Here is a 25858-nt window from a genome sequence, read left to right on the forward strand (position 1 = left end):
TATCAACAAACTCTTAGACATAAAGTTAAGAATTATACCTCTTTAACCTGATAAATTCTACCTTTACCTCTATTAACTGACATGCAAAACCGCAGTTTTAAAGTTACCAACACAGCCGCAAACAGACTAGGAGTACCTCTAGCCACCGCAGCTGCTAATCGCAAGCCTTATTTGCAAATTCAAGATGTTTCTAAAGTTTATTCAACTAAAAACGGGCCTTTCACTGTTCTGGATGGAGTAAACCTCAACGTTGGCGAAGGAGAATTTATTTGTGTCATCGGTCACTCTGGCTGTGGTAAGTCTACTCTGTTGAATATGGTATCGGGTTTTAACTCTCCCACCTCCGGGCAAGTCTTGCTAGAGGGTAAACCTATCACTAAACCAGGTCCCGATCGCATGGTTGTATTCCAAAACTATGCCCTGCTACCTTGGCGAACTGCTTTTGAAAATATCTATTTGGCTGTTAACGCTGTTCATCCCAGTAAACCAGAGGCAGAAAAGTCAGCAATCGTTCGCGAACATCTGGCAATGGTGGGCTTAGGGGATGCAATGGAGAAAAAGCCTACTCAAATGTCGGGTGGGATGAGACAACGGGTTTCGATTGCCCGCGCTTTGGCAATCCGTCCTAAAGTCCTAATTTTAGATGAACCTTTTGGGGCATTGGATGCGATCACCAAAGAAGAATTACAGGAAGAGTTACTGAAAATTTGGAACGAAAATCGCTGCACGGTATTGATGATTACCCACGATATCGATGAGGCGTTGTTTTTAGCAGACAAGTTAGTGATGATGACTAACGGCCCTCATGCCAAAATCGGTGAAGTCATGGAAATTCCTTTCCCCCGTCCACGCGATCGCGCCCGGATTATGGAAGATCCACAATATTACAAGTTGCGTAATTATGCCCTTGATTTCCTCTTCAACCGTTATGCCCATGATGACGTAGGTTAATTGGCTACCTACCACCCTCGTTACTAGGTTCAATCTGGTAACGAGAACTAAGAGAGTATTTATGAAGTGTGTTAAAGCAGTGCGCTACGGCTAGTTCTGATTCTCTTAAACTCTCAAATCCTTGCATAGCCGTAACACAACGGTAATAAAACGAGAACTCAGAGCGGCGGCTACTTAACAGAAGCCGCTACTCTGCGAGAAGCCGGACTACGTCCGTCTACGCGTCTACCGCCGAAGTGCGTTAGCTCCTCGCGGAGTGAGGCTCTGAAGTTCGGTAGGCAGAACATCTGACCGTTTTTTACCTCCCCTACTAATTCCTTAATAACTTCAATAGCATCAGTTGGAACTTCTTAGATTCACCTATGTCTTTGTAGCTTGTAAATAACCAAAATTCTTCATGCATTGATTTAAAGCAATAGTTATCATATGATCTCAGTTATATATTGTCACTTTTCGTCGGAATTTTAGTGATACATAAAGTATTGCTTATCAAAGCTATCTAATATTTATTTAATAATTGCAGCCTAAGTATTAACTTTTTTGGCTGGAAAAGCTGTATGCTATTTTTAACAACTTAAATACGTTTTCTACATAACTAACGGTTTTTAGCCAAATTATGAGATAGTTGCGTCAGTCTACTTTTTTGTAAATCTAGGCTAACCGTTATTTATCATGTATGCATTTTAGAACACAAAAAAGTGCAAGAAAGTTATTCTTGCAAAAAAATGTGTTGCTTTTAAAACTCTCAATTTACCTAGTTGATTAAATGAGGACTACGATTTTGTAAGCAAATATTCTTGTTCAGAATTGGGCTAGCAATTTTACTATTAGATACAACTAGTTTTACAGCCCTTGAGTACAGCTTAATTCTTGCCAGCACTTAGCATATACCAAGCGATCTAGACTGCCAGGATAAATATATATCTAGCCTGGATGTAGATTTAGTTCAGCTAATTATCGCTATGCAAAAAATCAACTAAGATTAAATATAGCATGGTTGTAGTTGAGCTAACGAGTGCAAGTTTCTAGGGGTTTGATTGAGTGCTATCTATGGCAAGAAAAAAGTTGGATGAATCGACAATTCTACTGTCATTAATTGCCCACTCATGCAAATAACTAATACGATAAATTTCCGAAATTTGCGCGGTGATCTTTTTGGTGGTCTTACTGCTGCAATTGTTTCGCTTCCGCTAGCTTTGGCATTCGGTGTTGCCTCCGGTGCTGGGCCTGTAGCCGGTCTTTACGGTGCTGTTTGTGTTGGCTTTTTTGCGGCACTGTTTGGTGGTACACCGACTCTGATTTCTGAGCCAACAGGCCCAATGACTGTAGTCATTACCGGGATTATCACTTCACTGACTGCAAGTAATCCGGAAAATGGCTTGGCAATGGCATTCACTGTAGTCATGCTGGCGGGGATATTCCAAATTTTGTTTGGAATATTTCGCTTAGGGAAATACATCACCCTCATGCCTTACAGCGTGATTTCGGGTTTTATGTCTGGGATTGGAGTAATTTTGATTATTTTACAAATTGCTCCTTTTCTAGGACAGCCTAATCCTAAAGGTGGGGTGCTGGGTGTGGTACAAAATCTGCCCCAGCTGTTCGCAAATATCAATCCCATCGAAACCATTTTGGGAGTGCTGACGCTGGCAATAATTTTCTTAATACCATCTAAATTAAAGCGTATTGCTCCACCCCAACTTGTAGCACTAATTGTAGGAACTGCGGTTTCTCTAATCTTTTTCGGTGATGCAAATATCAGACGTATTGGTGAAATTCCAATGGGTCTGCCAGAATTGCAATTACCCACTTTTACTGCTGCCCAAGCCGTTGTAATGCTTGTAGATGGCGTAGTATTAGGGATGCTGGGATGTATTGATACATTACTGACTGCGGTAATTGCAGATAGTTTGACTAGAACTGAACACAAATCAGACAAAGAATTGATTGGTCAGGGTATTGGTAACTTGGTTTCTGGTTTGTGTGGTGGTTTACCCGGTGCCGGCGCAACGATGGGGACTGTGGTAAATATTCAAACAGGTGCTCAAACGGCTGTATCTGGTTTAACTCGCGCTTTAATTTTGCTGGTGGTGGTTTTGTGGGCTGCTAATTTTACTGAACCAATTCCAATGGCGGTATTAGCAGCGATCGCTCTCAAGGTGGGGATAGATATTCTCGACTGGAGCTTCTTAAAACGCGCTCACAAAGTTTCTCTCAAGGGAACACTCATCATGTATGGGGTAATGTTCCTGACAGTATTTGTGGATTTGATTGTTGCTGTTGGTGTTGGGGTATTCATTGCTAACATCCTGACTATTGAGCGTCTTTCCAGCTTGCAATCCGAAGAAGTCAAGACTATTACCGACACAGATGATGCAATTATCTTAAGCGATGAAGAAAAACGACTCTTAGATCGAGCCAACGGCCGCGTGTTGCTATTCTACTTGAGCGGGCCGATGATTTTTGGAGTTTCTAAGGCGATCGCTCGTGAACACAACGCCCTACAAAATTGCGATGTTTTAATTGTGGATTTGAGCGATGTACCTTTATTGGGTGTTACTGCTTCACTAGCAATTGAGAATGCGATTAAAGAAGCTGTCGAGAAAGGGCGTCAAGTATTTATCGTTGGGGCGACTGGCAAGATTAAACGGCGGTTGGAACGCTTTGGAATTTTGCAACTGTTACCCCCACATCACCTACTAATGGATCGTACAGAGGCAATAAAAGAAGCAGTTGCTTTTGTTACTGCCAACAATTTGGATCGAGATGTTTCTGCAAGCAGTACATATCGCAGCGATTTTAATGATGCTGCTACAGCACAGTAGCACTGATTGTGTGGGTGTAGAGAATTACATTTTATCTGTTCCCCTATGGGGATCTAAAACCCCAACTGGAGCGCTTGTTAAAAGTAAAGGGTTGGGGTTAAAGTCCCCCTCCCAAACCCCCCTGTTGCGATAAACGCAGCAAACCCAAGGCGAATTTTATTTATCACAAAACCTCCTGTTCCCCGTTTCCTGTTCCCTTTCAATTAATGTCTCTACAAACTTCAACTACAAATTTTTGATCAAGCCGGAGAACTAATCGCTACAAAGATAGAAAACATGATTTTTACCGAACAACTACCAAATTCATTAACCTGGATATCTGCCTTAAACTCGTCGTTGCAAACTCCGTTATTAGCAACAGCAACCGAATCAGAATATGCTCCTGTTGTTCTCACCGGAGTACTGCTAAGTTTAGTTGTAATTTATTTTGCCAGTAAACTCGGTGGTGAGTTATCTAGGATGATGGACTTTCCGCCAGTGTTGGGGGAATTGGTTGGTGGAGTCGTAGTAGGTGCTTCTGCTTTGCATCTGTTGGTATTTCCCGAAAGTGGTGCCAACGCCTCCGACTCTGTAATCATGAATATCCTGCAACTCATCAATAACCTCAGCCCGGAAGCGGTAACATCAATTTTTGAAAGCCAAAGCGAGGCGATTTCTATCCTAGCTGAGTTAGGCGTTATTGTCCTTTTATTTGAAATTGGACTAGAGTCTGACTTACGGGAACTCAAGAAAGTCGGTTATCAAGCAGCGATCGTTGCATGTGTTGGTGTTGCAGTTCCGTTTGCGGCTGGTACTGCTGGTTTAATGCTTTTGTTTCATACTCCAACAATTCCCGCGATTTTTGCTGGTGCAGCTTTAACAGCTACTAGTATAGGCATTACCTCCAAAGTTTTATCAGAACTTGGACATCTTAAATCGAGAGAAGGACAGATTATTGTTGGAGCTGCTGTTATTGATGATGTTTTGGGAATCATCGTTTTAGCAGTAGTAGCAAGTCTTGCCAAAACTGGTGAAGTAGACGTTTTCAACGTTATTTATTTAATTGCCAGTGCTACTGTTTTTCTTATCGGTTCAATTTTACTCGGTAAATTCTTCAACAAAACCTTTGTCACTATTGCCGATAAGCTGCAAACACGCGGAAAACTTGTTATCCCTGCATTTATCTTTGCGTTCTTCATGGCTTTTATTGGCAACGCCATTCATTTAGAAGCAATTTTAGGAGCCTTTGCTGCCGGATTAGTCTTAGACGAAACAGATAAGCGCAAAGAACTCGATCAGCAAGTAATTCCTATTGCTGATATCTTGGTGCCAATTTTCTTTGTCACCGTCGGTGCTAGAGTTGATTTAGGTGTTCTCAATCCCGTTGTACCTGAGAATCAGCAAGGATTGATTATTGCTATTTTCTTAGTGGTAGTGGCCATTCTTGGCAAAATAGTCACAGGTTGGTCAGTATTTGGTCAATCTGGAATTAATCGTCTCGCAATTGGTGTCGGTATGATTCCACGGGGTGAAGTGGGTTTAGTATTCCTTGGGATTGGTGCAGCTAGCGGTGCAATCGACAAACCTTTGCAAGCAGCTATTATTATCATGGTTATTCTCACAACCTTCTTAGCACCGCCTTTTTTGAGGGTTGCATTTAACAGACAGCCTGTGGAAGCGGAAGAAATAATCGAACAAGCTGATGTGACTGGGTAACAAGCTGATAAGTAGAGCAATCAAATTTAAGTAAAATGCGCTCTGTAGGATTCCCGGCTTTTTAGAAAAGTCGGGAATCTATGTTTTTACTAACTCTTCTTTGCTTGCAAAGAGGGGTGCTTAGGTAGAAAGAATGATAATAACAAGCAACATACACTCAATGCAAGGATAAACAATAAAGCGGTTTGCATCGCTTCTATCGCAGATGTATTGAGAATAGTGTTGAGGGAGGGTTGAATTGCATGAGGTAAGTTACTGAAAAATTCTTGTCGCTCATCGCGGCTATAGGTTTGAATCACTTGTTCTAATTTGGCGATCGCTTCATTTCTCTGCGTTAAGGTTACTGTTGTCCCCAGTTGTGCGATCGCTTGATCAACAATTCTAATGGAAGCAGTTCCAATCAAGACAGATCCTAAGATTCCTCGCCCCAATGCATTACCTAAATTTTGAAATGGGGTATAAATGCCACTAGCTTCAGCGATATGATCTCGGTTGACTGTCGAAAAAGTAATTGTGCCAATTTGTGCCAGAAACAAACCCGAACCTGCTCCCATAATTACCAAGGCAGGCAGCAACTTTAGAGTAGTCATATTGAAGCCAATAGCATTATGCAGCAGCCAAACTCCAAGACAGAACAACGTCAGTCCAGTATAGATTGGTAACTGAGATGGAACTCGTCCAACGACTTTGAATGTGGTAAAGACAACCACAACTAAAGTGGCTAAAGACAAAGGTAAAACGGCAAGGGCTGTTTGGAATGGATTCAGTTGCAGTATGACAGGTAAGAACTGATAAAGGTTGAACTGCATTCCTGTTGTAATCATAGTGTGCAGAGTCGCTGTGAATAGCCCCAGCAAAAAAGGCTTGTGGCGAAGCAATCCTGCTCGCAGCAGTGAGGCTTTTCCTTGTTGAGCCTGTTGTCGTTGCCAGGCTGCAAAGATTCCTAAACAGATCATACCCACTGCAATCAACACCGGAACTATTGAGAGTGCAAAGGGCGGAATCACAATTCCAAATATTGTAAATGGTTGTTTGGGTTTCCACCAGCCATATTCACCTGCCAAACTGACACCAACAAGAGTCAAACCAAATCCTAAAAATGATAATAGTCCTCCAATCCAATCTAATGGCACAGATTGGGTTGGAGGAATTCGGGGAACGCTTCGCAGCAGTAAAGCAATGACAGGAATGAGTATAAATTCTGGAAAAAAAGACCATCGCCAGCCATATCTAGAAGCAATCCATCCTCCAAGTAACGCTCCTGTCAAACCACCGATAATTGAGAAGACAATCAAAGCTAACAGCGCATATTTTTCTGTCTTTTCCTGATAAATTCTACCGACCAGATCTCGTGGTGAGCCAACCAAGGGTGTAGCTCCCAATCCAGTAATGAAAGAATAGGCAACAACAAATAAACCTATAGTCTGACTGAAGGAGGTGGCGAGCACACCGAGTGTGAACAGTCCCAATCCTGCTATCAAGACTTTTTTGCGCCCAAATTGTTTGATCAGATTTTCACAAGTAGGGGCAAATGAGGCTTTAACCAGAGCCAGCAGCACTAATGCTCCTTGAATGCTACCCACACTCGAATCTAGATCCCGCACAATACGCGGCATGATTGCCGGGACAACACTGACGTTGTATGCCACTAAAAATAGGGTCAAGCATAGACCTATTGGAGAAGACCACTTCTGAAGAAATGATTGCCGCTCCTGTATCATGAGATTTATCTCAGTTGATGGTATTAATCAATATCCTAATCTGCGACATTAATAATTTTCTATCTAATTTTTAGTTGTTGAGATGGTGTTACTAAGATGTCGTAATATTACTTACTAAAATCTAAACATAGGCTCCCAACTTCTTACCAGAAGTTGGGGTTATAAACAAGACATATTTTACATTTAATTTGGTTGTTCTAGTTGTAATTGTTACATATACAATTTTTTTATTATTTTTAAATAAACTTTAAATCTGGTTTGAATATCCTCCATATCTTTAGTTATGCTAAATCAAAAGCAATTTTTTTAATTGATATTCTAATGCTAGAATCAATAAATATATTTTAATTAGATATTTTGCATTCATTATTATACTCTCAGTAATTTAATTACTTTGAGATAAAAACATTATTATAGCTAGCAATAGAAAGCAAAACAAAACAACATATTAAAAAATATATAAATCGGTATAATAAGCTTATAAAAACTGAATTAATTCCAAAATTTATAATTAAATCTATGCATATTGAAAGAAAACTTTCATGAATTGTAGGTGTTATACTACCAATTTTCAGTATAATCAATGAAGAGTAATGCCCATGAGTCAGCGTGCACTGCTATTAGTAAACTGTCAATCTCGCCAAGGGCAAAGGCGTTTGCCAGAAGCGATCAGTTGTCTTGTGCAGCAAGGCTTCGAGATTATCGCTGCATCCGCAGAAAAACCTGAAGATTTTTCACTAGTGATTCGCAGGTACCAACATCAAGTTGACTTGGTAATTATTGGTGGTGGAGATGGTAGCCTCAATGCGGCAGTAGATACATTGATAGAAACTCATTTACCTTTGGGAATCTTGCCTTTAGGAACTGCCAATGATTTGGCAAGAACTTTAGGAATACCCAACTCCCTACCCGAAGCTAGCAAAGCGATCGCTCAGGGAGAGTTAAGACGCATTGATTTGGGATGTGTAAACGGTAAACACTTTTTCAATGTTGCCAGTTTAGGATTAAGTGTAAAAATAACACAACGATTAACTAAAGAAGTTAAGCGTCGTTGGGGAGTATTTGCCTATGCTTTTACAGCGTTACAAGTAATTTTTGAATCTCGACCTTTTAGTGCAGAGATTGATATGAATGGCAAATCAATGCGTGTGAAAACAGTACAAATTGCTGTTGGAAACGGTCGATATTATGGTGGTGGAATGGCGGTAGCTCCTGATGCTGCTATCGATGATCAAAGATTGGATTTATACAGTTTAGAGATTAAGCACTGGTGGGAAATAATTCTTTTGTTACCTGCAATGCGACAAGGACAGCATATTCATCAGTCTAATGTTCGCGCCCTTCACGGGCAAGAAATTAAAGTCTATACCCGTAAACCACGTCCTATTAATACCGATGGTGAAATTACAACTTACACACCTGCTAATTTCCGTGTTGTTCCTCAGGCTTTGGCAGTATTTGTTCCACTCAAATCAAATATAGTCAAAACAAATACAAGTCCAAAAGTTGCTGGTGTTTAATCCTGAATATTAGCCAAAATTTAGCTTAAACAAATCAAAATCTGATATTTTAGAAATAAAAGTACTCAGCATACAGAATTACTCTACCCAAGGTTTAAGCTGCCATAAATAATACAAAATTCTTATATCTATTGTGGGTTCTGAGTTCTTCTGAAAAAAGCATGGAGTTCCTTTTTGATTAATAATCAAATTAAATTTATTTTAGTTAGTAATATAAGGATATTGTGACTACTAAAGTTCCTTCACGTCAAATACACTTGAGATTTTCACAAGATATTAAGTTATTGCTACAACGTCTAGCCGAGAAACCTTTGAGCATAGGAGATATTTTGGCAGAAACCTCCGAGCGGGGTTTTAGCTTAGTGATTGCATTATTAGTTTTACCCTTTTTGTTTCCCATGCCACCAGGATTAACAGGCCCTTTTGGTGGCGCTTGCTTGTTATTATCAATGCAAATGATGTTAGGAAGGCGATCGCCTTGGCTACCAAAAAAAATTTCTCAGTATAAATTTTCTCGTCCTTTTGCAAAAATTCTCCTGCAAAATTTGCAACGTGTTACCAAAATATTAGAAAAAATTACTCGTCCCCGTTTAATGCGAATAGCTGAAAAACCTTTAGTTTGGCGTTTTAACGGGTTTTGTATTTCTTGGTTAGCTGTATTATTAATTTCACCAGTTCCTTTGACCAATCCCATCCCTACTATCGGTATTTTACTGCTAGCTGTAGCAACAATAGAATCTGATGGTTTACTGATGTGTTTTGGTTACATATTTACAATATTAACAACATTAGTATTTGCACTGATTGGTTATTTATTGTGGTACGCTCCTAGTTGGCTACCAGCAATATTTCGATAGTTACTAAGTTACATAATTCTTGCTGAGATTACCTTAAAGCTTAAAATATAAGCAATAGAATTATTTGAGTTGGCAATTCTAACTAGTTCTCTTCAAACACATTAATATAAAAAATTTTACTTAGTAGTTTTTATATTTACAGGAAAAACCCCCAGCTAAAAACTGAGGGCAGCGATTAGGGTGCATCTACCATTTATGTATCCGCAATCCTAATTTGAGCATCCGGAAATATTTAATTAGAAAAGAAAAATTTTCATCTCTACAAAGATAGAGAGAATTTAAAATTTTAATATGTTATAATAAAGCCCCCAGCCAGAGGCTGAAGGCTACAAATTCGGGTGTATCTACCATTTCTTTATCCTTGATTCTGACGACTGTATCCGGATAATTTTATTCATCATAATTCCCAATTTTTCTGGGAATTTATACCTATTCTCACTACTAAAGTCAAAAATACGATTGAGAAGTTGCTAACAGTTAATAGCTAATTGTCATTAGGTAATCAAGTATTAGCAATTAGCGATTAAATACTTTTGTTTATAAATCATTTTAGAATCGCAACATAGCAATATTAATTTCAAGAGTTAAGCTAAAAGTAACTTAGGTTACAAATTCAGGTGAGGTGGGTTATGGGCGATCGCACCATGACTTCGACGACTAGTCTCTCCCAAGAGTTACAGCAAGTCACCGCAGATTTACACCGAGTGAATGCTTGGGCAGGACTACTACGCTTCAGTGTAATTGGTTTAATCTTCTTTAGCTTGGTGACATTAGCTTGGTCAGTATCGAACACAATTCTGTTTGTGAGTGTAACAGCACTGGCTGGAGTTTTTTATGCTTTCTGGTTCATCTGCACCCATGATATGATTCATCGAACCTTGACAGGTTGGACGTGGTTTGATTCTGTAATGTCTCGGTTGATAACCTGGCCAATGCTTTGGCCTTACAGTCTCTATTCAGAACTGCACCGTTTGCATCATAGCTGGAATGGAATTGATCTGCGAGATCCAGAGCGAGTACAGTGGACTTGGCAAGAATACCAGCAAGCTCACCCCCTCTTGCAGTGGTATGTTTGCTATCAGTGGATTTGGGATATTTTCTTACTGAGCGGATTTGGGATGATTGTGAAAACTTTTACTAAGGCTGTGCGTTTTCAGAAGTTAGTACCTCGCATCCGCCGACAAATGCTGCTTGATTTAACAGGTATGCTGATCGTCAACGGTGTTTTGCTGACTATAGTTATTTTGCAAGGAGAACTGCTGCATTACTTATTGTTTTGGTTAATTTTAGAACGCATTATGGGAATGATCGGACAGACACGCGACCACTTAGAACACTACGGACTTTGGGGCAAGTTTACCAGTCATCAACTGACACAGCTCTATGCTTGTCGTAATCTCAAAACCAGTTCCTTAATTGGATGGTTGATGGGTGGTTTGAACTATCATGCTGTTCATCATGCTTTTCCTAATATTCCCTTTAACCGACTTCCAGAAGCATATGAGCGAATTCAAAGCATATTGCAAAAGCGTGGACTTCCCCTCATGCAAATGGAACCGGGTTACCTTCAATCTACCTATTGGTTTAGCCGTCATCCCTCATTAATTGGCGATATTAACCAATCTGAGCCAACATGCCGTCATCAGATGATTTTAGTTTGATGCGATCGCGCTTGGTATACCAGTTGTCTTTGCTCTTTTGCTCCAGAGTAAGCAAATGGCACTATTTTGGTAACAACGTCATCAATGAAATCAATAAGCAATATGGTTTATCAAGAGCAAATCACAATTTCTACTAAAGGCCACGGTGAAATGCACGATTTGACTGATAAAGTCAATCAAATTATTAAAAAATCTGGCGTCAAGGCTGGGATGGTGAATGTGTTTAATATTGGTAGTACAGCAGCAATTGGTACAATTGAATTTGAACCGGGACTGCAAAGAGACTTACCACAACTTCTCAACAAGTTAATTCCCCCCAATCGGGAATACGGACATGAGCAAACTTGGCACGACGGTAACGGACATTCACACTTGCAGGCTACCTGGTTAGGGCCAGAAATTACCGTTCCCATTCGAGATAGTAAATTAATTTCGGGTACTTGGCAGCAAATCTTTCACCTCGAATGTGACATCAAACCCCGCCAGCGCCAAATCGTAGTCACCGTATATGGGGATTAGGGACTGGGGACTAGGGAACAGGGGCAAGAACGTGCTGATTGATTCTCCGTGTCTCCGCGTCACCTTGTCCCCGTGTCCTCTTCTCGCTCCCCCATCCCCGATACCCAGTCCCTTTTACATTGTTTAAATTTTTTCTCTGTAGTGCTTGACTTTTTATAATTTATATAGTACATATGTACTGTAGCAATCAATCAACTTTGGCACCAGAAATTACTGCTCCGATTTTGTAAATTGCACCTCTTTTGTCTACAGGAGAGCAACCGATGAAGCTATCTAAGCTGGACTTAAGCAATGTTGTCGCGATCGCTCATACTCAAGGAAATTTACAGTTATTGCTAGATCTGGGTGGTAAGGAGCTAGAGTTTTTAGAAATTTCCTTGCCAGTTGAGGCTTTTGAAGGACTGCAATATTTAAATGAAATAGTAGCTCAAGCAAAAGCAAAACCCTCATTCCCAAATTCAGTTACCATGCTTCCGGTTAAATCACCAATGGCAAATGCTATTGAGTATGAGGGTCGTAATAAAATTTTACAAGTTGAATTTCGTCATCAGGCGGTGTATCAGTACACCGAAGTAGACAAAAAGACTTGTCAGGATTTACATGAGGCTAGTTCAGCTGGTAAATTTTTCAATGAAAAATTTAGAGGTAAATATCAGTATGACCGTATAGATTTTGACCATGACTGTTAATTACCTCTTGTAAGCGTTCCTGGTGCTCTGGCTAATTGCTAATGGTGAACAGACATTAGTAATTAGCCTTTTCTTTATTTTTACTCAATTATTGGCCATTTCTCAAAAAACTTCACCTTTAACCTAAAAGTGTGACAACGTATGAAATTTTAACTAGCAACTGCCCGCCGAGCAGCTAACCCAGCAGCTAACAAAGAGATGCCGCTCATGAGCAGACTAAGACCAACATATAAACCAATCAGCCAGATAGCACTGAAGGGAAATCGATTTAGCACCATTATGCCCAGAATCAAAGTAATGACTCCATTTAATGCTACTAGCCAAGACATTCTGTGACCTGCCCGATTAGTAAATGCCATGATGATAGTAAAAATACCTTCAACAATGAACAGAATGCCAAAGGCAAAGGTCAACGCCAGCAGTGCGGCTCCCACATTAAACAGAATGTAAATACCTGCAATGGCATAGAAAATACCCACAATCAGATTTAGCCAAAATCCTCTTACTGGTTTTGACTGAAATGACTGAACAATCATCACAACGCCACTGATCAGGGCAATCCAACCAATCACAGAGGTAAAAAAAGCCGATGCAATACCTGGCATGAAAATCGCCAGTATGCCAAGAATAATTAGAGCAATGCTAAGGGCGATTACCCAACCGATAGATTTTCGGATATCTACATCAGATTGAAAATCAGCAGTCATATCACTCACCTTTGTTAATGAAATGGTTTTTATCGAAAGTTTGTATTTGTTTATCCTCTTTTCTGGAAAAAATTGATTGCATCCATCTTTGTTTATTGATTAATAGAAAGAGATAAATAGTGTGCGGATTGAATTATCTCAAAAGAATCAATAGTCATCTCCAGGTTGGTGAGTAGTGCCTGTTTTGAAATTCAGCTCTGTGCTGTTGTACAGAATCTGCATCACTCGCGAGCCTGGTTCGCTAAGTGCGTCCCTCGCGATCGTTGCAACTTTACCAATTACACTCACTGTATACTCAGCAACAACGTCACCAAAAGAATCGCGCTGAATTGCGACTTTCTGTCCTGGCGTCACCTTGTCATTTAGATCCACCAGCAATTCAAGGTAACCGCCGGTTGTCGAACGAATAGTTTCAAACATATCACCGAAGAATGTTCCGGCTTCTTTGGATGTGCGATCTATGGGGCCATTAATGACTTTGTAGTGCTTAAGTACATTCATGCTGCCTTCGACAGCCATCGCAATTTTCCGGGCATCAAAGATTCGTGGAGCACCGACCTCGATAGTTATTACTGGGATACCAGCCTCGACAAAAGCCATTTCGAGGGAGCCACTCTCACCAGCATCGTTCTTAATTTGCTCAATTGGAAACAGTTCAGCAATTTGTCGAATCTCTGCTTTGCGAAAGTCAGCAAAGATGAACATTGTGAAATCGCCGCCTGTTGATGCTGTATGATAGTCGAGCGCAATATCGACATTGTGCTTGAATAGTCGATTCCAGAGAATGCCAGCGTGACGTGACGGTGCGTCATTTCCCATTTCATCGCCCGGCCAAACGCGATTAAGGTCAACCACTGAGCCGCCTTTCTGTGCAACTGGCCACTGGCGCTGTGTATATTCCTTGGCTGGGCGGGAGAGATCATAAACGGCGATCGCTGTACCCGACATCTTCGCTGGATCAAGATTGCCCATAATGCGCTGCACTGCGTTTACCGGACTCAACTCATCACCATGCACACCTGCGGTGAGCGAGATGCGTTTGCCATCTTGAGCACCCTTTGCAACAACAACGGGGACATACCAGTGCTGACCAGTACCCATCTGCACACCTTGGAAAAAAAAGCGGTACTTTTTGCCAGGTTCGAGGTCATTGACATCTAGCTGACTGATGACTGGTGCGCCTTGAATTTGGTCACCCGTGAAGATTGTCCTCAGATGCATCCCCATTTCGTAAGTATCATTGTGAGAAAGCATTTTGAAAGCTCCTTTGGTCGTCGTAAATGACGCTCATCAGCCCATACTTGTTGGCAGTGAAACTATTCAAACTCAGGTCTTAACCACTAAGATTGTTTTGCTTCTCGGAAAATCACAGGTGCGTTTTGCAATCTTTTATAGGTCTTGTAACGGTGATACAATTCACGATTTGTGAAAAAGAACAAAGAAACTGCTTCCCAGATAAAAACCCATCCACTGATTGCCAGTCCTTCAAGTAGGATAGATTGCAAATCTGCTTCTGTAGAAATAGTATTTGCTACCCATAGACACACAAAACCAACCACGACTAACAAAAGCATCTGTTTATTGGTCTTCTCTACTTCCTTTCTCAGAAAGAATCGTTTGTAAATAAAACTATTTTTTAAACTATCCCGCAAATCATCTTCTATTTGCTCATTTTGCATTGCCACTGGAACGGTGAAACACAATTCAATGGGATATTTGGATGGAATTTCGTTGGAACTTTCCTCCAGATAGAGGCGCAGTTCAGGATCAAGCTCTCGATGTTTAAAGGGAGCAGGATCCCATTCGTTGAAAATATCTGTGTACTGATCCAGGGCAATCTCAATCATGTAAAGATTGGTAGAGTCATCGATTTTGTATAGTTCTCTAAAAACCCTATCTTCATCTGTTTTGTTTGTTAAACCGATTAAGAAGTTCATGATTCATGACATATCATTTTGGTTTGGAGAGTTACTGAATAATTGGTGCGTTCGTTCAATTATTGAGTATCTACTCAACCAACTACAGCAAGGATCTCAGTACCGCAAAATTAATGCAATGTGTTGATGATCGGATAGTGCATCATCATTAACAATTGCAACCTTTCCCCCCTTAGCCAACACTACTTCAATAATTTCATCCACGGCATCATCCATTACCTCTGTGCCGCCTGAGCTTTCCACCAATTCCAGCCTGCCGTCTTCAGTAGCGATCGCGGGAACATGATAGTTTTTTTCAATCAACAGCAGTTTCCCTCGCCCTTGTTGCGCTAATTGCCAGACTTCCTCGATCGCTGAGACGACCTTTTGAGCACCCACTGCATAATTCAATTCTTGCAAGGCATTGGTTTGTTGAGCCTCTCTCACAGTTTGGATGATTGACCATACTTGAGGAGCCAGTTCGGGAATCGTTGCTTTGTCAAAATTGCCGATCAGGGTGCCTGCAATTGATGATGTATGTTGCGTAACTTCCTGAAAGAAAGATATCTGCCGATCCACACCTCCCACAACTAATGGCAGTTCATCATCTTTGGTATAAGAGGTAAATACACTGTCTACCTGCTGAAAAAATCGGCGATGTCGGTCATCTACATAGCTAGAATCAGCATCATAGGGAAGAGCAGTTGTTGCTCCTGGCCCTGTCATTGGCATCGGAAAGTTTTGGTCGTTAACTTCTTCAACAGTCTCACCTGTTCCAGCTAATAAGCGAGTAGATGCTTGGCTCAATAACAGCACCCAATAGCGCAGCGCCCTATGCATACCATACACTAAATCTCGTGTTGCAAAAGTTTGATCAATCACAACGCGGGCGGGTACCGGAAACGGCAGATAGTAAAGTTTAGCAAAGTCGTGGCTGATATACAGTGCTAATCCATCCAGCGTGTAGGGGTAATCAATTTCGCTCACGAGTGATTCCAGTCGCTTCAGTAGCGGTTCTAACTCGCGATCAGAAAATTCTGCACGAAGTCGATTCTTTGCCTCATCTACCAGATTTTTGACCCGGATGGGATCTTGTTTGTTGTCGGGCCATGTCCGATGAGTCGGCAATAAAATAGAAAGGGCAGGCACCTTAGTTAAGGATTGCAATTGATTGAGATCCTGGCGAGTAATCATGAATATTTCCTACTAACCCAATGGGTTTGAATACCACTTTCCATTTGTCTTTTACATCAGTGGTAGGTGTGTTTTCATGTTAAAGCGATAGCCGTGGGGCAAAACGTGCAACTTAACTCCACAAAGTGCGATGGGTTCATCTTTTAATAATCCTTGCAGGTTGTTGTGAGTAGAAGTGGTTTCATCAACAACCGTTACGGCTCCCTGCCCAACCACTTCAAATTCATCGCCGCTGACAATAATAGCTGTATCTTCATCGATGCCTAAACCAAGCACCGCAGGTTGCAGTACCAGGGCTGCCAGTAGGCGACCAAGGCGACCTCGTTGAGCGAAGTGTTGATCTACTAAAATTCCTGGTAAAAATCCCATACCAGGGCCTATATTAACTGCATTAACACTGGGATTGGATACAGATACACCGCCCACAATCATTTCATCAGGCATCATGGCAGCTCCCGCACTGGTACCGCCAACCACTGCTCCTTCCTCATGACGCTTGTGAATTACCTTGTCTAGTGGTGTTCCCTTGATAAAGTCTACAATACGTAATTGGTCACCCCCCGTAAAGAAGATACCGGTTGCCTGTTCAACTGTACGGATAGAGTATTCTCGTTCGGAATCTTCTCGGTGTTCGGTATGTACTACCTGTACCGACTCTGCTCCTAAGCGCTCAAACACGCGGATGTAATCATCCCCAACTTCTCTAGGTAAACTGGTAGCTGCCGTCATCACCGCAATGTGTGCTTTCACTCCACCCGCCGCTCGAACAAATTCCCGTAGAACTACGCAATCGCCCTGCCGATCTTCTGCTCCGCCAATAATGACTAGAGCGCCACGCTTTTGCTCACTATTCATAGTGACTCTCCCACCTAATATAATCTCTGCCTTTGCAGCATTTATGTAGACTAAACGCTCCTCAATCCAACAAAGTTCTTGAGGTTAGCACTGCTAAGTTACTTTTGAGAGGTACCAACATCACTTTAATTGAACATTAAATTATCCTCTTAGAAATCGACTCCATCCCGAATTAACGGGCAGGTCATGCAATGACCACCACCCCGTCCGCGTCCCAGTTCAGCACCAATAATGGTAATCACTTCTATTCCTTCCTTGCGTAAGGCTGTATTTGTAAAAGTATTGCGATCATAGGCAACAACCACGCCTGGTTCAATACAGACAACATTGTTGCCGCTATCCCACTGTTGACGCTGTCTTGCATAGGCATTACCTCCTGTCTCAATTACGCGCAGCTTTTTCAAACCTAAGGATGAAGCGACGACATCGACAAATGGTTTTGATTCTTGCATCAAATCATATCCAGGAGGTTTGTCACTAGGCCACAGGGAAAATGTCACAATTTGATCCATGATTTCGGGAAATAAAGTTACTACATCCCGATCGCAAAAGGTGAAGACTGTATCCAGGTGCATTGCTGACCGAAGTTTGGGCATTGCGGCAACAATCACCCGTTTTGCACCTTGCTTGGCAAATAAAGACGCCGCCAGTTGAGTAATGGCTTGGCGCGAAGTGCGCTCACTCATGCCGATCAGTACAATACCATTACCAATGGGCATGACATCACCCCCTTCAAGGGTGGCACAACCGTGGTTGACTTCTGGATCGCCCCACCAGATAGCAAAGTTTGCCTGGGCAAAACTGGGGTGAAACTTATATATCGCTGTTGTTAGGACAGTTTCTTCGTGCCGAGCAGGCCAGTAGAGTGGATTGAGTGTGACACCATTGTAAACCCAGCAAGTAGTATCACGGGTATATAAGGTGTTGGGTAGTGGCGGTAGTAGGTATCCGGTAATGCCAACTGCTTGTTGAGCCATCTTCAGTAAGTCGCTACCAAACTCTTGAGGGATATCAACAGCGGCAAGCCCACCGATCAGATATTCAGCTAGTTGCCTCGAACTCAAGCTTTCTAAGAATGCCCGAACATCATCAATCAATCCCAGCCCGACTTCATTAGGTACGATTTGTTGATCTAAGATCCATTTTTTCGCTTCTGGAACATCAAGGGTTTGCGCCAATAGTTCGTGCATTTCGACGACTTCGACACCGCGATCGCGCATTTTTAAAACGAAGTCAGCATGATCTCGCTTGGCTTGATCCACCCATAGGACATCGTCAAATAGCAGATCATCACAGTTAGTAGGTGTCAAACGAGCGTGTGCCAAGCCTGGTGAACACACCATAACTTTTCGCAATTTGCCAACTTCTGAGTGTACCCCGTAGGTAACGGCCTTGGTATCCTTGGCGCTAGTCATAATAACCTCCAATCGTTTAGATGGTATTTGACCCGTCGCTGATACCACCACTGGCAGCCCACAGCAGTACCTGGAAACAGTTGTTTGGTGCGTTTAGTCACTCTACAAGTTTTAACAGGCAATTGAGGGCTGATTCCAGAGTGGTTTGATAGGTCAAGGCAGAAGTTGCAGATATATAGAGGAGAAGTTACACGGCTTAATTTCTATGCTTAATAGTATTTACGAGGTGTTTAAGTTACTTCTCTACATCTCTGCGCCAAAGTCTTCCCGCAGTTTTGCCTCTTGCTCGGTGGATAGATTTGATTGAAGTAATTCACCCTTTTCGTCTGGGGCGAAAGCCGCTTCTACTTTGTCTAATGTGACTTGACCTGTTAACAAGAATAGGGCGGATGTTCCTTCTGTGACTTTGCTTTGTAGATCCTTAATGAAATTGTCATTGATTCCGTAGTCAGTTAATCGTCCTGAAATTGCGCCTGCTGTAGCACCCACTATTACCCCTAACAATGGAGCGAAAAAGATGAGACCAAACAATAGTCCCCAGAATGCACCACCTAGTGCGCCAGCTCCTACAGTATTCATTGCCTGATAGGTTTTAGGGCGTTGCCGTCCTCGTGGCCAGGATACAATTGCGGCATCTAAAACTTGAATTAATTGCTGTTTTTGTAAGTCTTCTAGCTTGTTTAAAGCATGATCTGCGCCATCAGCAGTATTGAATTTCCAAACGGTTAACGTTGACATATTATCCCCCTAGTTTAATTTTTCTTTGAGAATCTTCCCAACTAGCTAATTTGGCTCCTCATCTTTTCAAATTGGCTAGCTGCGGATCTGATGACTCCATTTCATCAGGCAGGGTAAAGTGGTCAAACGGTTTAGTGATTGCTCAGGCAAATCCTATTTGGTGAAGTTGCTTAAATATTCTTTCGACCGAAAAACAATTGTCGAAGTCCTGTTAAAGCTCTTTTCACACTTATTTGGCGAGCCTTACCATAACCTGTGCAGAAGTATAATCATGCTCATGTAGCTTTTGTCAGGTTTGGTTTCAAACATTAAGTGCTACTTCAAGACCGTTGCTTTTAGAAGCATCGTCACTGAACAGAGCGGAAGATAAAAGCTACTGAGATGATTCGTTCTTTAGATTAGAACAAAAAGATAAGAAAAAGATATGAAGATGATATGAAAGGAGATTTTTATCCTTCCTAATCTAATATTTCTGCATTTTTGGAGCAAGGCACTTATCGATGACATCTGCAATGCTCATCTCTGCTGCTTTTAACACAGCTATTAGTTACTTCGGTAGTAATCGAAAGCGCTCAAGAATTTACTAAATTACTTTTCAATTCTCTTGAGATTTGGAATCAAAAAGTCTAACAGGATTGATTAGATTGTAAGTCCATTAAATAACCAGAGATAACCCTGCTAACCTATCTGCGATCGCATCGATAAATAATGGGTACAGAAAGCTTATGAGCGCTATGCATCAGTCGATTAATCGTCTTCAGCTACAAAAGTACTCATTGTGAAAAACCTTGATAAACTCTACCTCAAAATCAGACAGAGTCTATGGAGATATTATTATCTTGTCTTGCTATTAATCAAGTGAATTTCATCTGGTTATAGTAGTAGTTTTGACTGAGAAAAAACTTTATTCATGATTTTAAGCATATAGGCATTGGGGACTTTCAAATATTAAATTTTAAAAAAATCCGTAATAAGTACTAAATTAGTTGACTTCAATTTCAATTGAAAACAACACAGTAAACTAAAATTTATAACTAAACTATATAAGATAGAAAAGCTTTTAGTGTCTGATCAAATTAAACTACTGTATTGCAATCAAATAATCATAAGTATCATCTTCTTGAGTTGCGATCGCAGTTTCTTCAAAAGCTTTGCCAACTAGAACAAGCAATCGCTAATCAGCTATTATCCTAGTTGTGCGATCGGTTCCCAATTCAGAACATCTTGCAGTAAGACTTGATAGCCCTGAAAATTAGGATGTAGCCCATCAGAACAAACATGCGATCGCACCCAATTTGTACCTCTTGCCAGCCAAAGATCAAAAATATCTAGATAGGGAATCTGACGTGCTGCACAGGCGAGCTTGGTTGCTTCCTTGTAACGGTACTGGTCGGTATGATTGTAATAAAAGCAGTTCATAAAGGGCATCTTGCTTTCATCTACTGGCACCATGCCCACAAACACAACATTACACAACTGCCGTGCTTGGTCTAATAAGTTAGCTAACTGTGTTTGAAACTGCTTAAATTCAGTTGCTAAACGTCCGTCTAAACGTCCTAAGCGAGCCGAGTCATTAACGCCCACAGAAAGAATGATTAAGTCTGGAAAACGATTTCGCAATTCACCCCGTCGGCGAAATTCTTGCTCTAATCTTGCTTGAACTTGAGCCACTCCGTTTCCTCGAATACCTAAATTATAAAGAGCATGACCAGAATGATCAGCACACATCCATCGACGTCGCAGTTGCTCTATCCAACCACCGCCGATTGGATCGCCAAAGCCATAAATGAGGCTATCACCAAGAGCAATCACTTTCAGACCAAGGCGAGTTTGTTGAGGAACTGATACTAAACTATTCATCTTTTGTCCTCTGAGCTACTGCAATTTGTCAGAGATTGGGTATCGGGTACTGGGTACTGGTGATTGGGTACTAGGATTTCTTAATTCCTAATCCCTAGTACCGAGTCCTTAGTCACTTATTCCTAGTCCCTAATCCCTAGTCCCTTTAAGTGTGATGAGCACCGTTAACTTTGAGAACAGTTCCACTCACGTAGCTACTAGCTATTGGTGAAAGCAAAAACACTACTGCCCAAGCAATCTCCTCAGGCTTACCAAAGCGACGCAACGGGATCTCTGCGGTAATCTTTTCTTTGACTTTATCTGGGATTGCTTGAGTCATTTCAGTTTCGATAAATCCAGGCGCTACAGCATTGGCTCGCACTCCATAACGTGCTCCCTCTAAAGCCAGAGATTTAGTCAAACCGATCGCACCTGCTTTTGATGCTGCATAGTTGGTTTGACCAATGTTGCCCCGCTCACCAGAAATCGAGCTGATACAGACGACTGAACCTTCTCGTCGCTCATACATATTGGGGATGATGGGCTTGAGTGTGTTATATATTCCTTTCAAGTTAGTTTCTATGACTGCGTTCCAATCATCGATCACCAGTTTAGGAAAAAAGTTATCTTTGGTAATTCCAGCATTGGCGACAACTCCGTAAATTGGCCCTAGCTTGTGTTCTACTTTGTCTGCTACTTCTGCCATCGCTTCTGGATCGGTGACATCTGCCGAAATTGCTAAGGCGCTGCTCTCAATATTGGGATCGCTGCGGTATGTGTAAGCTACTTGAGCCCCCATCTGTTCTAAGAGATTGACGATTGCTGCTCCGATTCCCCGATTGCCGCCAGTCACTAAGACGACTTTATCTTCTAATCCAAGTCCAAGATGGTTCATATGCTACAGTGAAATTAGAATGTATATTACAAAACGAAGAGCAGGAAAATATCAGAAGACAAGAAAGATTTGAAGATTTCTTACTTCTGCCTGCTCTTTTATTTCAATCGCTCGATGGCAATTGCAGTACCGCCACCAGTACCATGACAGATTGCTGCCAATCCTAGTTGCCCATCTTTGTGTTCCAAAGCATTGAGCAGTGTCACGAGAATTCGCGCTCCAGAAGCGCCAATCGGATGCCCTAAGGCGATCGCTCCTCCGTGAGGATTCAACTTCTCCAGAGGTATTCCCAACATCTGATGGAAAAGCAGTGAGTTTACTGCGAAAGCTTCATTATTCTCGAACAGGTCAAAATCAGAAATCTTAAGATTTAGTTTTTCTAGTAATTTCTTAACTGCTAAGACGGGTATTTCCACAAACCGCCAAGTTTCCCCACCATGCCAGCTGCTACCAAGCACTTTCGCGATCGGCTTCAACCCATATTTGTCTACAGCTGACTGGCTAGCTAAAATTAGTGCGGCTGCTCCATCACTAATCTGACTGCTATTTCCTGCCGTCAAAACACCATCTTTATTAAAAGCAGGGCGTAGTTTGGCTAGAGCCTCTAGCGATGTATCTGCACGGATTCCCTCGTCAGTATCTATTACTGTCGTTCCTTTTTTGGTACTAACTTCGATGGGAACAATCTCTTTTTTTAATATTCCTTTCTCTGTTGCTGCTGCTGCACGCTGATGGGAATTAAGTGCAATCTCATCCAAATCTTTACGGGCGAATCCATGAATTTGTGCGACTCGCTCTGTTTGCTCTCCCATGCCTTCGCCTGTTGTTCCATCACTTAAACCATCACGGAGCAGGATATCTGTTAACTGTTCTGGTGCGCCTAAAAGGAATTTATAACCCCACCTAGCTCTATGAGAAAGTGAAAAGCCTGCCCCAGACATGGATTCCATTCCTCCAGCCAGCACGATATCTGCTTCGCCTGAGCGAATAGCTAAGTTTGCGTTCATCAAGCTCATCATTCCTGACGAACACACCATATCCACTGCATATCCATTTGCTGTCTCCGGAATACCAGCCTTAAAAGCTGCTTGCCGAGGCAATAATTGTCCATGACCTGATCGGAGTACATTACCAAAGATATACAGGTCTACCATTTCCCCAGACACTCCTCCCCTTTCTAGAGCAGCACGCATAGCTGTTGCACCTAAATCCACCGGAGAGAAATTCGCAAGATTTCCTCCGAAGCGAGCGAGTGGGGTACGTACTGCTGAAATTATGTAGGCTTGTTCCATACTTTTGTAAAAACTTGATGGAAACTACTTGTATTCATTTACCTATCTTTATACATTAAAAATCTATTCTGAATATTAGAAAAGTATTAGAAAATAGTGTAATTTTCGATTAATTATATTATTTAATCAAATGATTAGTCACAAAAATCTTTAGCATAATTATTTATGTATGTTAATGATTAAGTCAAAGGAGTTAAAAAATGGAGTGGTACAATACATCCGAGCAATTCATGAGACAAATGAATGATTTCCAAAGAACTACTTTTGAAAATTGGTCATCGATGTTTCCTGGAACACAAAACTTTAGTATGTCAAGTTATCGTGATAATTTGAATAAAGCTTTGAGTTTTCAAGAATCTTTACTGAGTAATTCTTTGGAAGTACAGGCTCAATTAAGCCGTATGTATATAGATACCCAGAAGCAATTTTTGCAAGGGTATTTCAATATTTTGCGCAACTGGTACAACTATTAAACGAAAAAACTTAGTAGATTTCATTCAATTGATAGAGTGTGCTTGCCAAGTAGAAACAAAAGTTTGAATTTGCTACCGATTAAGCAATCTCTAAACACTAATAAGCCCCTAAGTAAGTTTATTGGGGGCTTTTTAATTAAGAGCAAACAAACTTCCTCAATAGCCACATACTCCATCTAAAACTGACTCATTTCAACTCATATAGTTTGATAATAGAGAACTGTGTAAAAATATCTTGAGCACGAGTGTGGTAACTAATAACTCGTGAAGGCTTTTTGTGTAAGTAAAAAGGTAAAGGGTAGGATGAAAATTGATATGGAACAAGTTCCGTAAATACGGCAGATAGATATTTCTAGCTAAGTATGTATTGACGTATACAGTTATAACAGGCATTTAAGCGTTTATTTCAGCTTAGTTTCAAGTTATCTATCTCAAGAATTATCTTGAATCACTATATTAATTTTATCCTCTATCCTAAGGAGGAATATATACTCAATATTTTTAACTCAGCCTGGGTTAGGAATATTAAATATTTTAATATTTTGCTCATGGCTTTAAAACTAGAGAATTTCAGTGAGTATTGACCTCTTATTTCCGATAATTAAATGATTAAGAGTAAACTGGAATAGATTTGAAAATAATTATAAGTTTGGGAATGCGCACACTAAATATAATATACAGTATGAGATGTGGTTATTTCAGAGATTAGAACACAAACCTGTATTGATTTGAATACTAAAACTGATTGCTAACTAATTTCAGGTGCCAAAATTAAAACTAGGTAAATAAAAGGTTTGCTTTTGATTAAGTTGTACAACTAGACAGCGAGGCACTGAACGAAAATCAAATTCACTTCTTGATGAGTGTAACTGGCTGAATAATTCCAGAATTTAAGGAAATAAAGCAAATAATCTAGAAATCAAGCTTAGTAGGTTCATCTTTGTTTGTTGCTAACTAGTAAGTATAAACAATGGTTAATGAAGTAGTAACAACTTTTCTACAACGCCTGAAAGCTGTATTGGGTGTGCTTGTGTTCGTTATCTTAACGGCTATGCTCGGTTTGACATTGGTATTTGTGCAGCCTGTCAGCGCCCAAGAATTGCGATCGCTCAACATAGATAGAAACAATATCACCGTTTCTGGTTTGTCGTCGGGTGCATATATGGCAGTACAGATGCATACAGCTTTCTCAAACCGCATCCAAGGGGCTGGTGTGGTTGCTGGTGGGCCATTCTACTGCGCTCAAGACACCTTAACAAAGGCTCTAACTACCTGTATGAAACCGATCCCAATAGCCGCCAACCCACTCAAGCCGCCGAATGGGAAAGAACTGGCTGCTATAGCACGGGAATTCTCTAATGAGGGTAAAACTGATCCCATCTCTAACTTGAGGGATGACAACGTCTATCTTTTCAGTGGTACGAAGGATTCCATTGTCTACACCTCAGTGATGGATGCTACTCAGAAATTTTATAGAGCACTAGGTGTTGGCAATAATCATATTAAATACATCAAGAATATTCCGGCTGGACATGGCTTTATTACTCCCGATTGGGGAAAACAGTGTAGTCTCAGTCAGTCGCCGTTTATCAACGATTGTGACTACGATCAAGCTGGAGAAATCCTCAAACACTTGCTCGGCAAGTTAAACCCACCGACAAAGACTCTTAGCGGGCAGTTGATTGAGTTTAAGCAAGATAAGTTTGTCCGCAATCCACGCGCCCACGGCATGGCACAAAAAGGTTATATCTACATTCCTCAAGCTTGCGCTGATGGTGAGGCTTGCAGATTACATATTGCCCTGCATGGCTGTGAGCAGTCTTATGAAGATATTGGTGATGAATATTATGCTCACACTGGTTATAATCAGTGGGCTGATAGCAACAACATAGTTGTGCTTTATCCTCAAGCTCACCGCATTAGACTCAAGAATCCGAAAGGTTGCTGGGACTGGTGGGGCTACACTAACGGCGATTATGCTTTCAAGAATAGTGTTCAGGCTTCTGCCATCATGAAAATGGTTGATCAGTTAAGCAGTAACTAAATCGGGGAGCGATCGCTTTGTGGCATTCATCCCTAAGACAGAGAAAATAGCT

General features: G+C 41.2%; 21 protein-coding genes. 10 read left to right on the forward strand and 11 right to left on the reverse strand.

What is annotated here, in order from left to right:
- Positions 1 to 81 precede the first annotated feature (81 nt).
- The 3 genes from QUB80_RS06440 to QUB80_RS06450 all read left to right on the forward strand — a co-directional run bounded on the left by QUB80_RS06440 (position 82) and on the right by QUB80_RS06450 (position 5471).
- Positions 82 to 951, forward strand: coding sequence for a nitrate ABC transporter ATP-binding protein (locus QUB80_RS06440; protein WP_289788680.1), 870 nt, complete (start codon positions 82 to 84; stop codon positions 949 to 951).
- 1106 nt (positions 952 to 2057) lie between these two features.
- Positions 2058 to 3776 carry a bicarbonate transporter BicA gene (gene bicA, locus QUB80_RS06445; protein WP_289788681.1) on the forward strand — a complete coding sequence of 573 codons (1719 nt, stop codon included), beginning with the start codon at positions 2058 to 2060 and terminating at the stop codon, positions 3774 to 3776.
- Between the two features lie 276 nt (positions 3777 to 4052).
- Positions 4053 to 5471, forward strand: coding sequence for a cation:proton antiporter (locus QUB80_RS06450; RefSeq protein ID WP_289788682.1), 1419 nt, complete (start codon positions 4053 to 4055; stop codon positions 5469 to 5471).
- A gap of 89 nt (positions 5472 to 5560) precedes the next feature.
- Here QUB80_RS06450 and QUB80_RS06455 read toward each other — a convergent pair whose 3' ends face one another.
- Positions 5561 to 7192, reverse strand: coding sequence for an MFS transporter (locus QUB80_RS06455; RefSeq protein WP_289788683.1), 1632 nt, complete (start codon positions 7190 to 7192; stop codon positions 5561 to 5563).
- 599 nt (positions 7193 to 7791) lie between these two features.
- Here QUB80_RS06455 and QUB80_RS06460 point away from each other — a divergent pair.
- The 5 genes from QUB80_RS06460 to QUB80_RS06480 all read left to right on the forward strand — a co-directional run bounded on the left by QUB80_RS06460 (position 7792) and on the right by QUB80_RS06480 (position 12438).
- Positions 7792 to 8712 carry a lipid kinase gene (locus QUB80_RS06460; protein WP_289788684.1) on the forward strand — a complete coding sequence of 307 codons (921 nt, stop codon included), beginning with the start codon at positions 7792 to 7794 and terminating at the stop codon, positions 8710 to 8712.
- A gap of 251 nt (positions 8713 to 8963) precedes the next feature.
- Positions 8964 to 9569, forward strand: coding sequence for an exopolysaccharide biosynthesis protein (locus QUB80_RS06465; RefSeq protein ID WP_502875284.1), 606 nt, complete (start codon positions 8964 to 8966; stop codon positions 9567 to 9569).
- A gap of 629 nt (positions 9570 to 10198) precedes the next feature.
- Positions 10199 to 11230 carry a fatty acid desaturase family protein gene (locus tag QUB80_RS06470; protein ID WP_289788686.1) on the forward strand — a complete coding sequence of 344 codons (1032 nt, stop codon included), beginning with the start codon at positions 10199 to 10201 and terminating at the stop codon, positions 11228 to 11230.
- A 102-nt stretch (positions 11231 to 11332) separates the two neighbouring features.
- Positions 11333 to 11749: a secondary thiamine-phosphate synthase enzyme YjbQ gene (locus QUB80_RS06475; protein WP_289788687.1), complete on the forward strand. Its 417-nt coding sequence runs from the start codon at positions 11333 to 11335 to the stop codon at positions 11747 to 11749.
- Between the two features lie 263 nt (positions 11750 to 12012).
- Entirely contained in the window at positions 12013 to 12438 is a 426-nt protein-coding gene (locus QUB80_RS06480; protein ID WP_289788688.1) for a KTSC domain-containing protein, read from the forward strand.
- A gap of 149 nt (positions 12439 to 12587) precedes the next feature.
- On the opposite strand, the gene QUB80_RS06485 is transcribed toward QUB80_RS06480, so the two are convergent.
- The 10 genes from QUB80_RS06485 to phaA all read right to left on the reverse strand — a co-directional run bounded on the left by QUB80_RS06485 (position 12588) and on the right by phaA (position 23289).
- On the reverse strand, positions 12588 to 13145 hold the full coding sequence (locus QUB80_RS06485; protein ID WP_289788689.1) for an HdeD family acid-resistance protein: 558 nt from the start codon (positions 13143 to 13145) through the stop codon (positions 12588 to 12590).
- Between the two features lie 147 nt (positions 13146 to 13292).
- Complete coding sequence (locus QUB80_RS06490) at positions 13293 to 14399, reverse strand: M14 family metallopeptidase (RefSeq protein WP_289788690.1); 1107 nt, start codon at positions 14397 to 14399, stop codon at positions 13293 to 13295.
- An 86-nt stretch (positions 14400 to 14485) separates the two neighbouring features.
- The gene (locus tag QUB80_RS06495; RefSeq protein ID WP_289788691.1) at positions 14486 to 15082 is read right to left on the reverse strand and encodes a hypothetical protein; all 597 of its coding nucleotides are present in this window, start codon (positions 15080 to 15082) and stop codon (positions 14486 to 14488) included.
- A gap of 96 nt (positions 15083 to 15178) precedes the next feature.
- Entirely contained in the window at positions 15179 to 16255 is a 1077-nt protein-coding gene (locus QUB80_RS06500; protein WP_289788692.1) for an AOC03_06830 family ribosome hibernation factor, read from the reverse strand.
- A 51-nt stretch (positions 16256 to 16306) separates the two neighbouring features.
- The gene (locus tag QUB80_RS06505; RefSeq protein WP_289788693.1) at positions 16307 to 17110 is read right to left on the reverse strand and encodes a cyanophycinase; all 804 of its coding nucleotides are present in this window, start codon (positions 17108 to 17110) and stop codon (positions 16307 to 16309) included.
- A 149-nt stretch (positions 17111 to 17259) separates the two neighbouring features.
- Positions 17260 to 18525, reverse strand: a complete 1266-nt coding sequence (gene arcA / locus QUB80_RS06510; protein ID WP_289788694.1) for an arginine deiminase — start codon at positions 18523 to 18525, stop codon at positions 17260 to 17262.
- A 243-nt stretch (positions 18526 to 18768) separates the two neighbouring features.
- Complete coding sequence (locus tag QUB80_RS06515) at positions 18769 to 19263, reverse strand: DUF1269 domain-containing protein (protein ID WP_289788695.1); 495 nt, start codon at positions 19261 to 19263, stop codon at positions 18769 to 18771.
- Between the two features lie 1185 nt (positions 19264 to 20448).
- Positions 20449 to 21123 (reverse strand): GDSL-type esterase/lipase family protein, encoded by a 675-nt coding sequence (locus tag QUB80_RS06520; RefSeq protein WP_289788696.1) that lies wholly within the window; start codon positions 21121 to 21123, stop codon positions 20449 to 20451.
- Between the two features lie 145 nt (positions 21124 to 21268).
- Entirely contained in the window at positions 21269 to 21997 is a 729-nt protein-coding gene (gene phaB / locus QUB80_RS06525; protein WP_289788697.1) for an acetoacetyl-CoA reductase PhaB, read from the reverse strand.
- Between the two features lie 98 nt (positions 21998 to 22095).
- Complete coding sequence (gene phaA, locus QUB80_RS06530) at positions 22096 to 23289, reverse strand: acetyl-CoA acetyltransferase PhaA (RefSeq protein WP_289788698.1); 1194 nt, start codon at positions 23287 to 23289, stop codon at positions 22096 to 22098.
- A gap of 200 nt (positions 23290 to 23489) precedes the next feature.
- Here phaA and QUB80_RS06535 point away from each other — a divergent pair, with 200 nt between their 5' ends.
- Positions 23490 to 23762 carry a hypothetical protein gene (locus QUB80_RS06535; protein WP_289788699.1) on the forward strand — a complete coding sequence of 91 codons (273 nt, stop codon included), beginning with the start codon at positions 23490 to 23492 and terminating at the stop codon, positions 23760 to 23762.
- Between the two features lie 970 nt (positions 23763 to 24732).
- Positions 24733 to 25806 (forward strand): extracellular catalytic domain type 2 short-chain-length polyhydroxyalkanoate depolymerase, encoded by a 1074-nt coding sequence (locus QUB80_RS06540; RefSeq protein WP_289788700.1) that lies wholly within the window; start codon positions 24733 to 24735, stop codon positions 25804 to 25806.
- Positions 25807 to 25858 lie beyond the last annotated feature (52 nt).

It is taken from the genome of Chlorogloeopsis sp. ULAP01, from assembly GCF_030381805.1.
Taxonomy (GTDB): domain Bacteria; phylum Cyanobacteriota; class Cyanobacteriia; order Cyanobacteriales; family Nostocaceae; genus Chlorogloeopsis.

Bases quoted from the DNA above. Each gene is read 5' to 3' on its own strand.
- QUB80_RS06520 (WP_289788696.1), bottom strand. From the start codon at position 21,123: ATGAATAGTTTAGTATCAGTTCCTCAACAAACTCGCCTTGGTCTGAAA.
- QUB80_RS06490 (WP_289788690.1), bottom strand. From the start codon at position 14,399: ATGCTTTCTCACAATGATACTTACGAAATGGGGATGCATCTGAGGACA.
- bicA (WP_289788681.1), top strand. From the start codon at position 2,058: ATGCAAATAACTAATACGATAAATTTCCGAAATTTGCGCGGTGATCTT.
- phaA (WP_289788698.1), bottom strand. From the start codon at position 23,289: ATGGAACAAGCCTACATAATTTCAGCAGTACGTACCCCACTCGCTCGC.
- QUB80_RS06495 (WP_289788691.1), bottom strand. From the start codon at position 15,082: ATGAACTTCTTAATCGGTTTAACAAACAAAACAGATGAAGATAGGGTT.
- QUB80_RS06455 (WP_289788683.1), bottom strand. From the start codon at position 7,192: ATGATACAGGAGCGGCAATCATTTCTTCAGAAGTGGTCTTCTCCAATA.
- QUB80_RS06500 (WP_289788692.1), bottom strand. From the start codon at position 16,255: ATGATTACTCGCCAGGATCTCAATCAATTGCAATCCTTAACTAAGGTG.
- arcA (WP_289788694.1), bottom strand. From the start codon at position 18,525: ATGACTAGCGCCAAGGATACCAAGGCCGTTACCTACGGGGTACACTCA.
- QUB80_RS06480 (WP_289788688.1), top strand. From the start codon at position 12,013: ATGAAGCTATCTAAGCTGGACTTAAGCAATGTTGTCGCGATCGCTCAT.
- QUB80_RS06505 (WP_289788693.1), bottom strand. From the start codon at position 17,110: ATGAATAGTGAGCAAAAGCGTGGCGCTCTAGTCATTATTGGCGGAGCA.
- QUB80_RS06535 (WP_289788699.1), top strand. From the start codon at position 23,490: ATGGAGTGGTACAATACATCCGAGCAATTCATGAGACAAATGAATGAT.
- phaB (WP_289788697.1), bottom strand. From the start codon at position 21,997: ATGAACCATCTTGGACTTGGATTAGAAGATAAAGTCGTCTTAGTGACT.
- QUB80_RS06475 (WP_289788687.1), top strand. From the start codon at position 11,333: ATGGTTTATCAAGAGCAAATCACAATTTCTACTAAAGGCCACGGTGAA.
- QUB80_RS06450 (WP_289788682.1), top strand. From the start codon at position 4,053: ATGATTTTTACCGAACAACTACCAAATTCATTAACCTGGATATCTGCC.
- QUB80_RS06540 (WP_289788700.1), top strand. From the start codon at position 24,733: ATGGTTAATGAAGTAGTAACAACTTTTCTACAACGCCTGAAAGCTGTA.
- QUB80_RS06460 (WP_289788684.1), top strand. From the start codon at position 7,792: ATGAGTCAGCGTGCACTGCTATTAGTAAACTGTCAATCTCGCCAAGGG.
- QUB80_RS06485 (WP_289788689.1), bottom strand. From the start codon at position 13,145: ATGACTGCTGATTTTCAATCTGATGTAGATATCCGAAAATCTATCGGT.
- QUB80_RS06440 (WP_289788680.1), top strand. From the start codon at position 82: ATGCAAAACCGCAGTTTTAAAGTTACCAACACAGCCGCAAACAGACTA.
- QUB80_RS06515 (WP_289788695.1), bottom strand. From the start codon at position 19,263: ATGTCAACGTTAACCGTTTGGAAATTCAATACTGCTGATGGCGCAGAT.
- QUB80_RS06470 (WP_289788686.1), top strand. From the start codon at position 10,199: ATGGGCGATCGCACCATGACTTCGACGACTAGTCTCTCCCAAGAGTTA.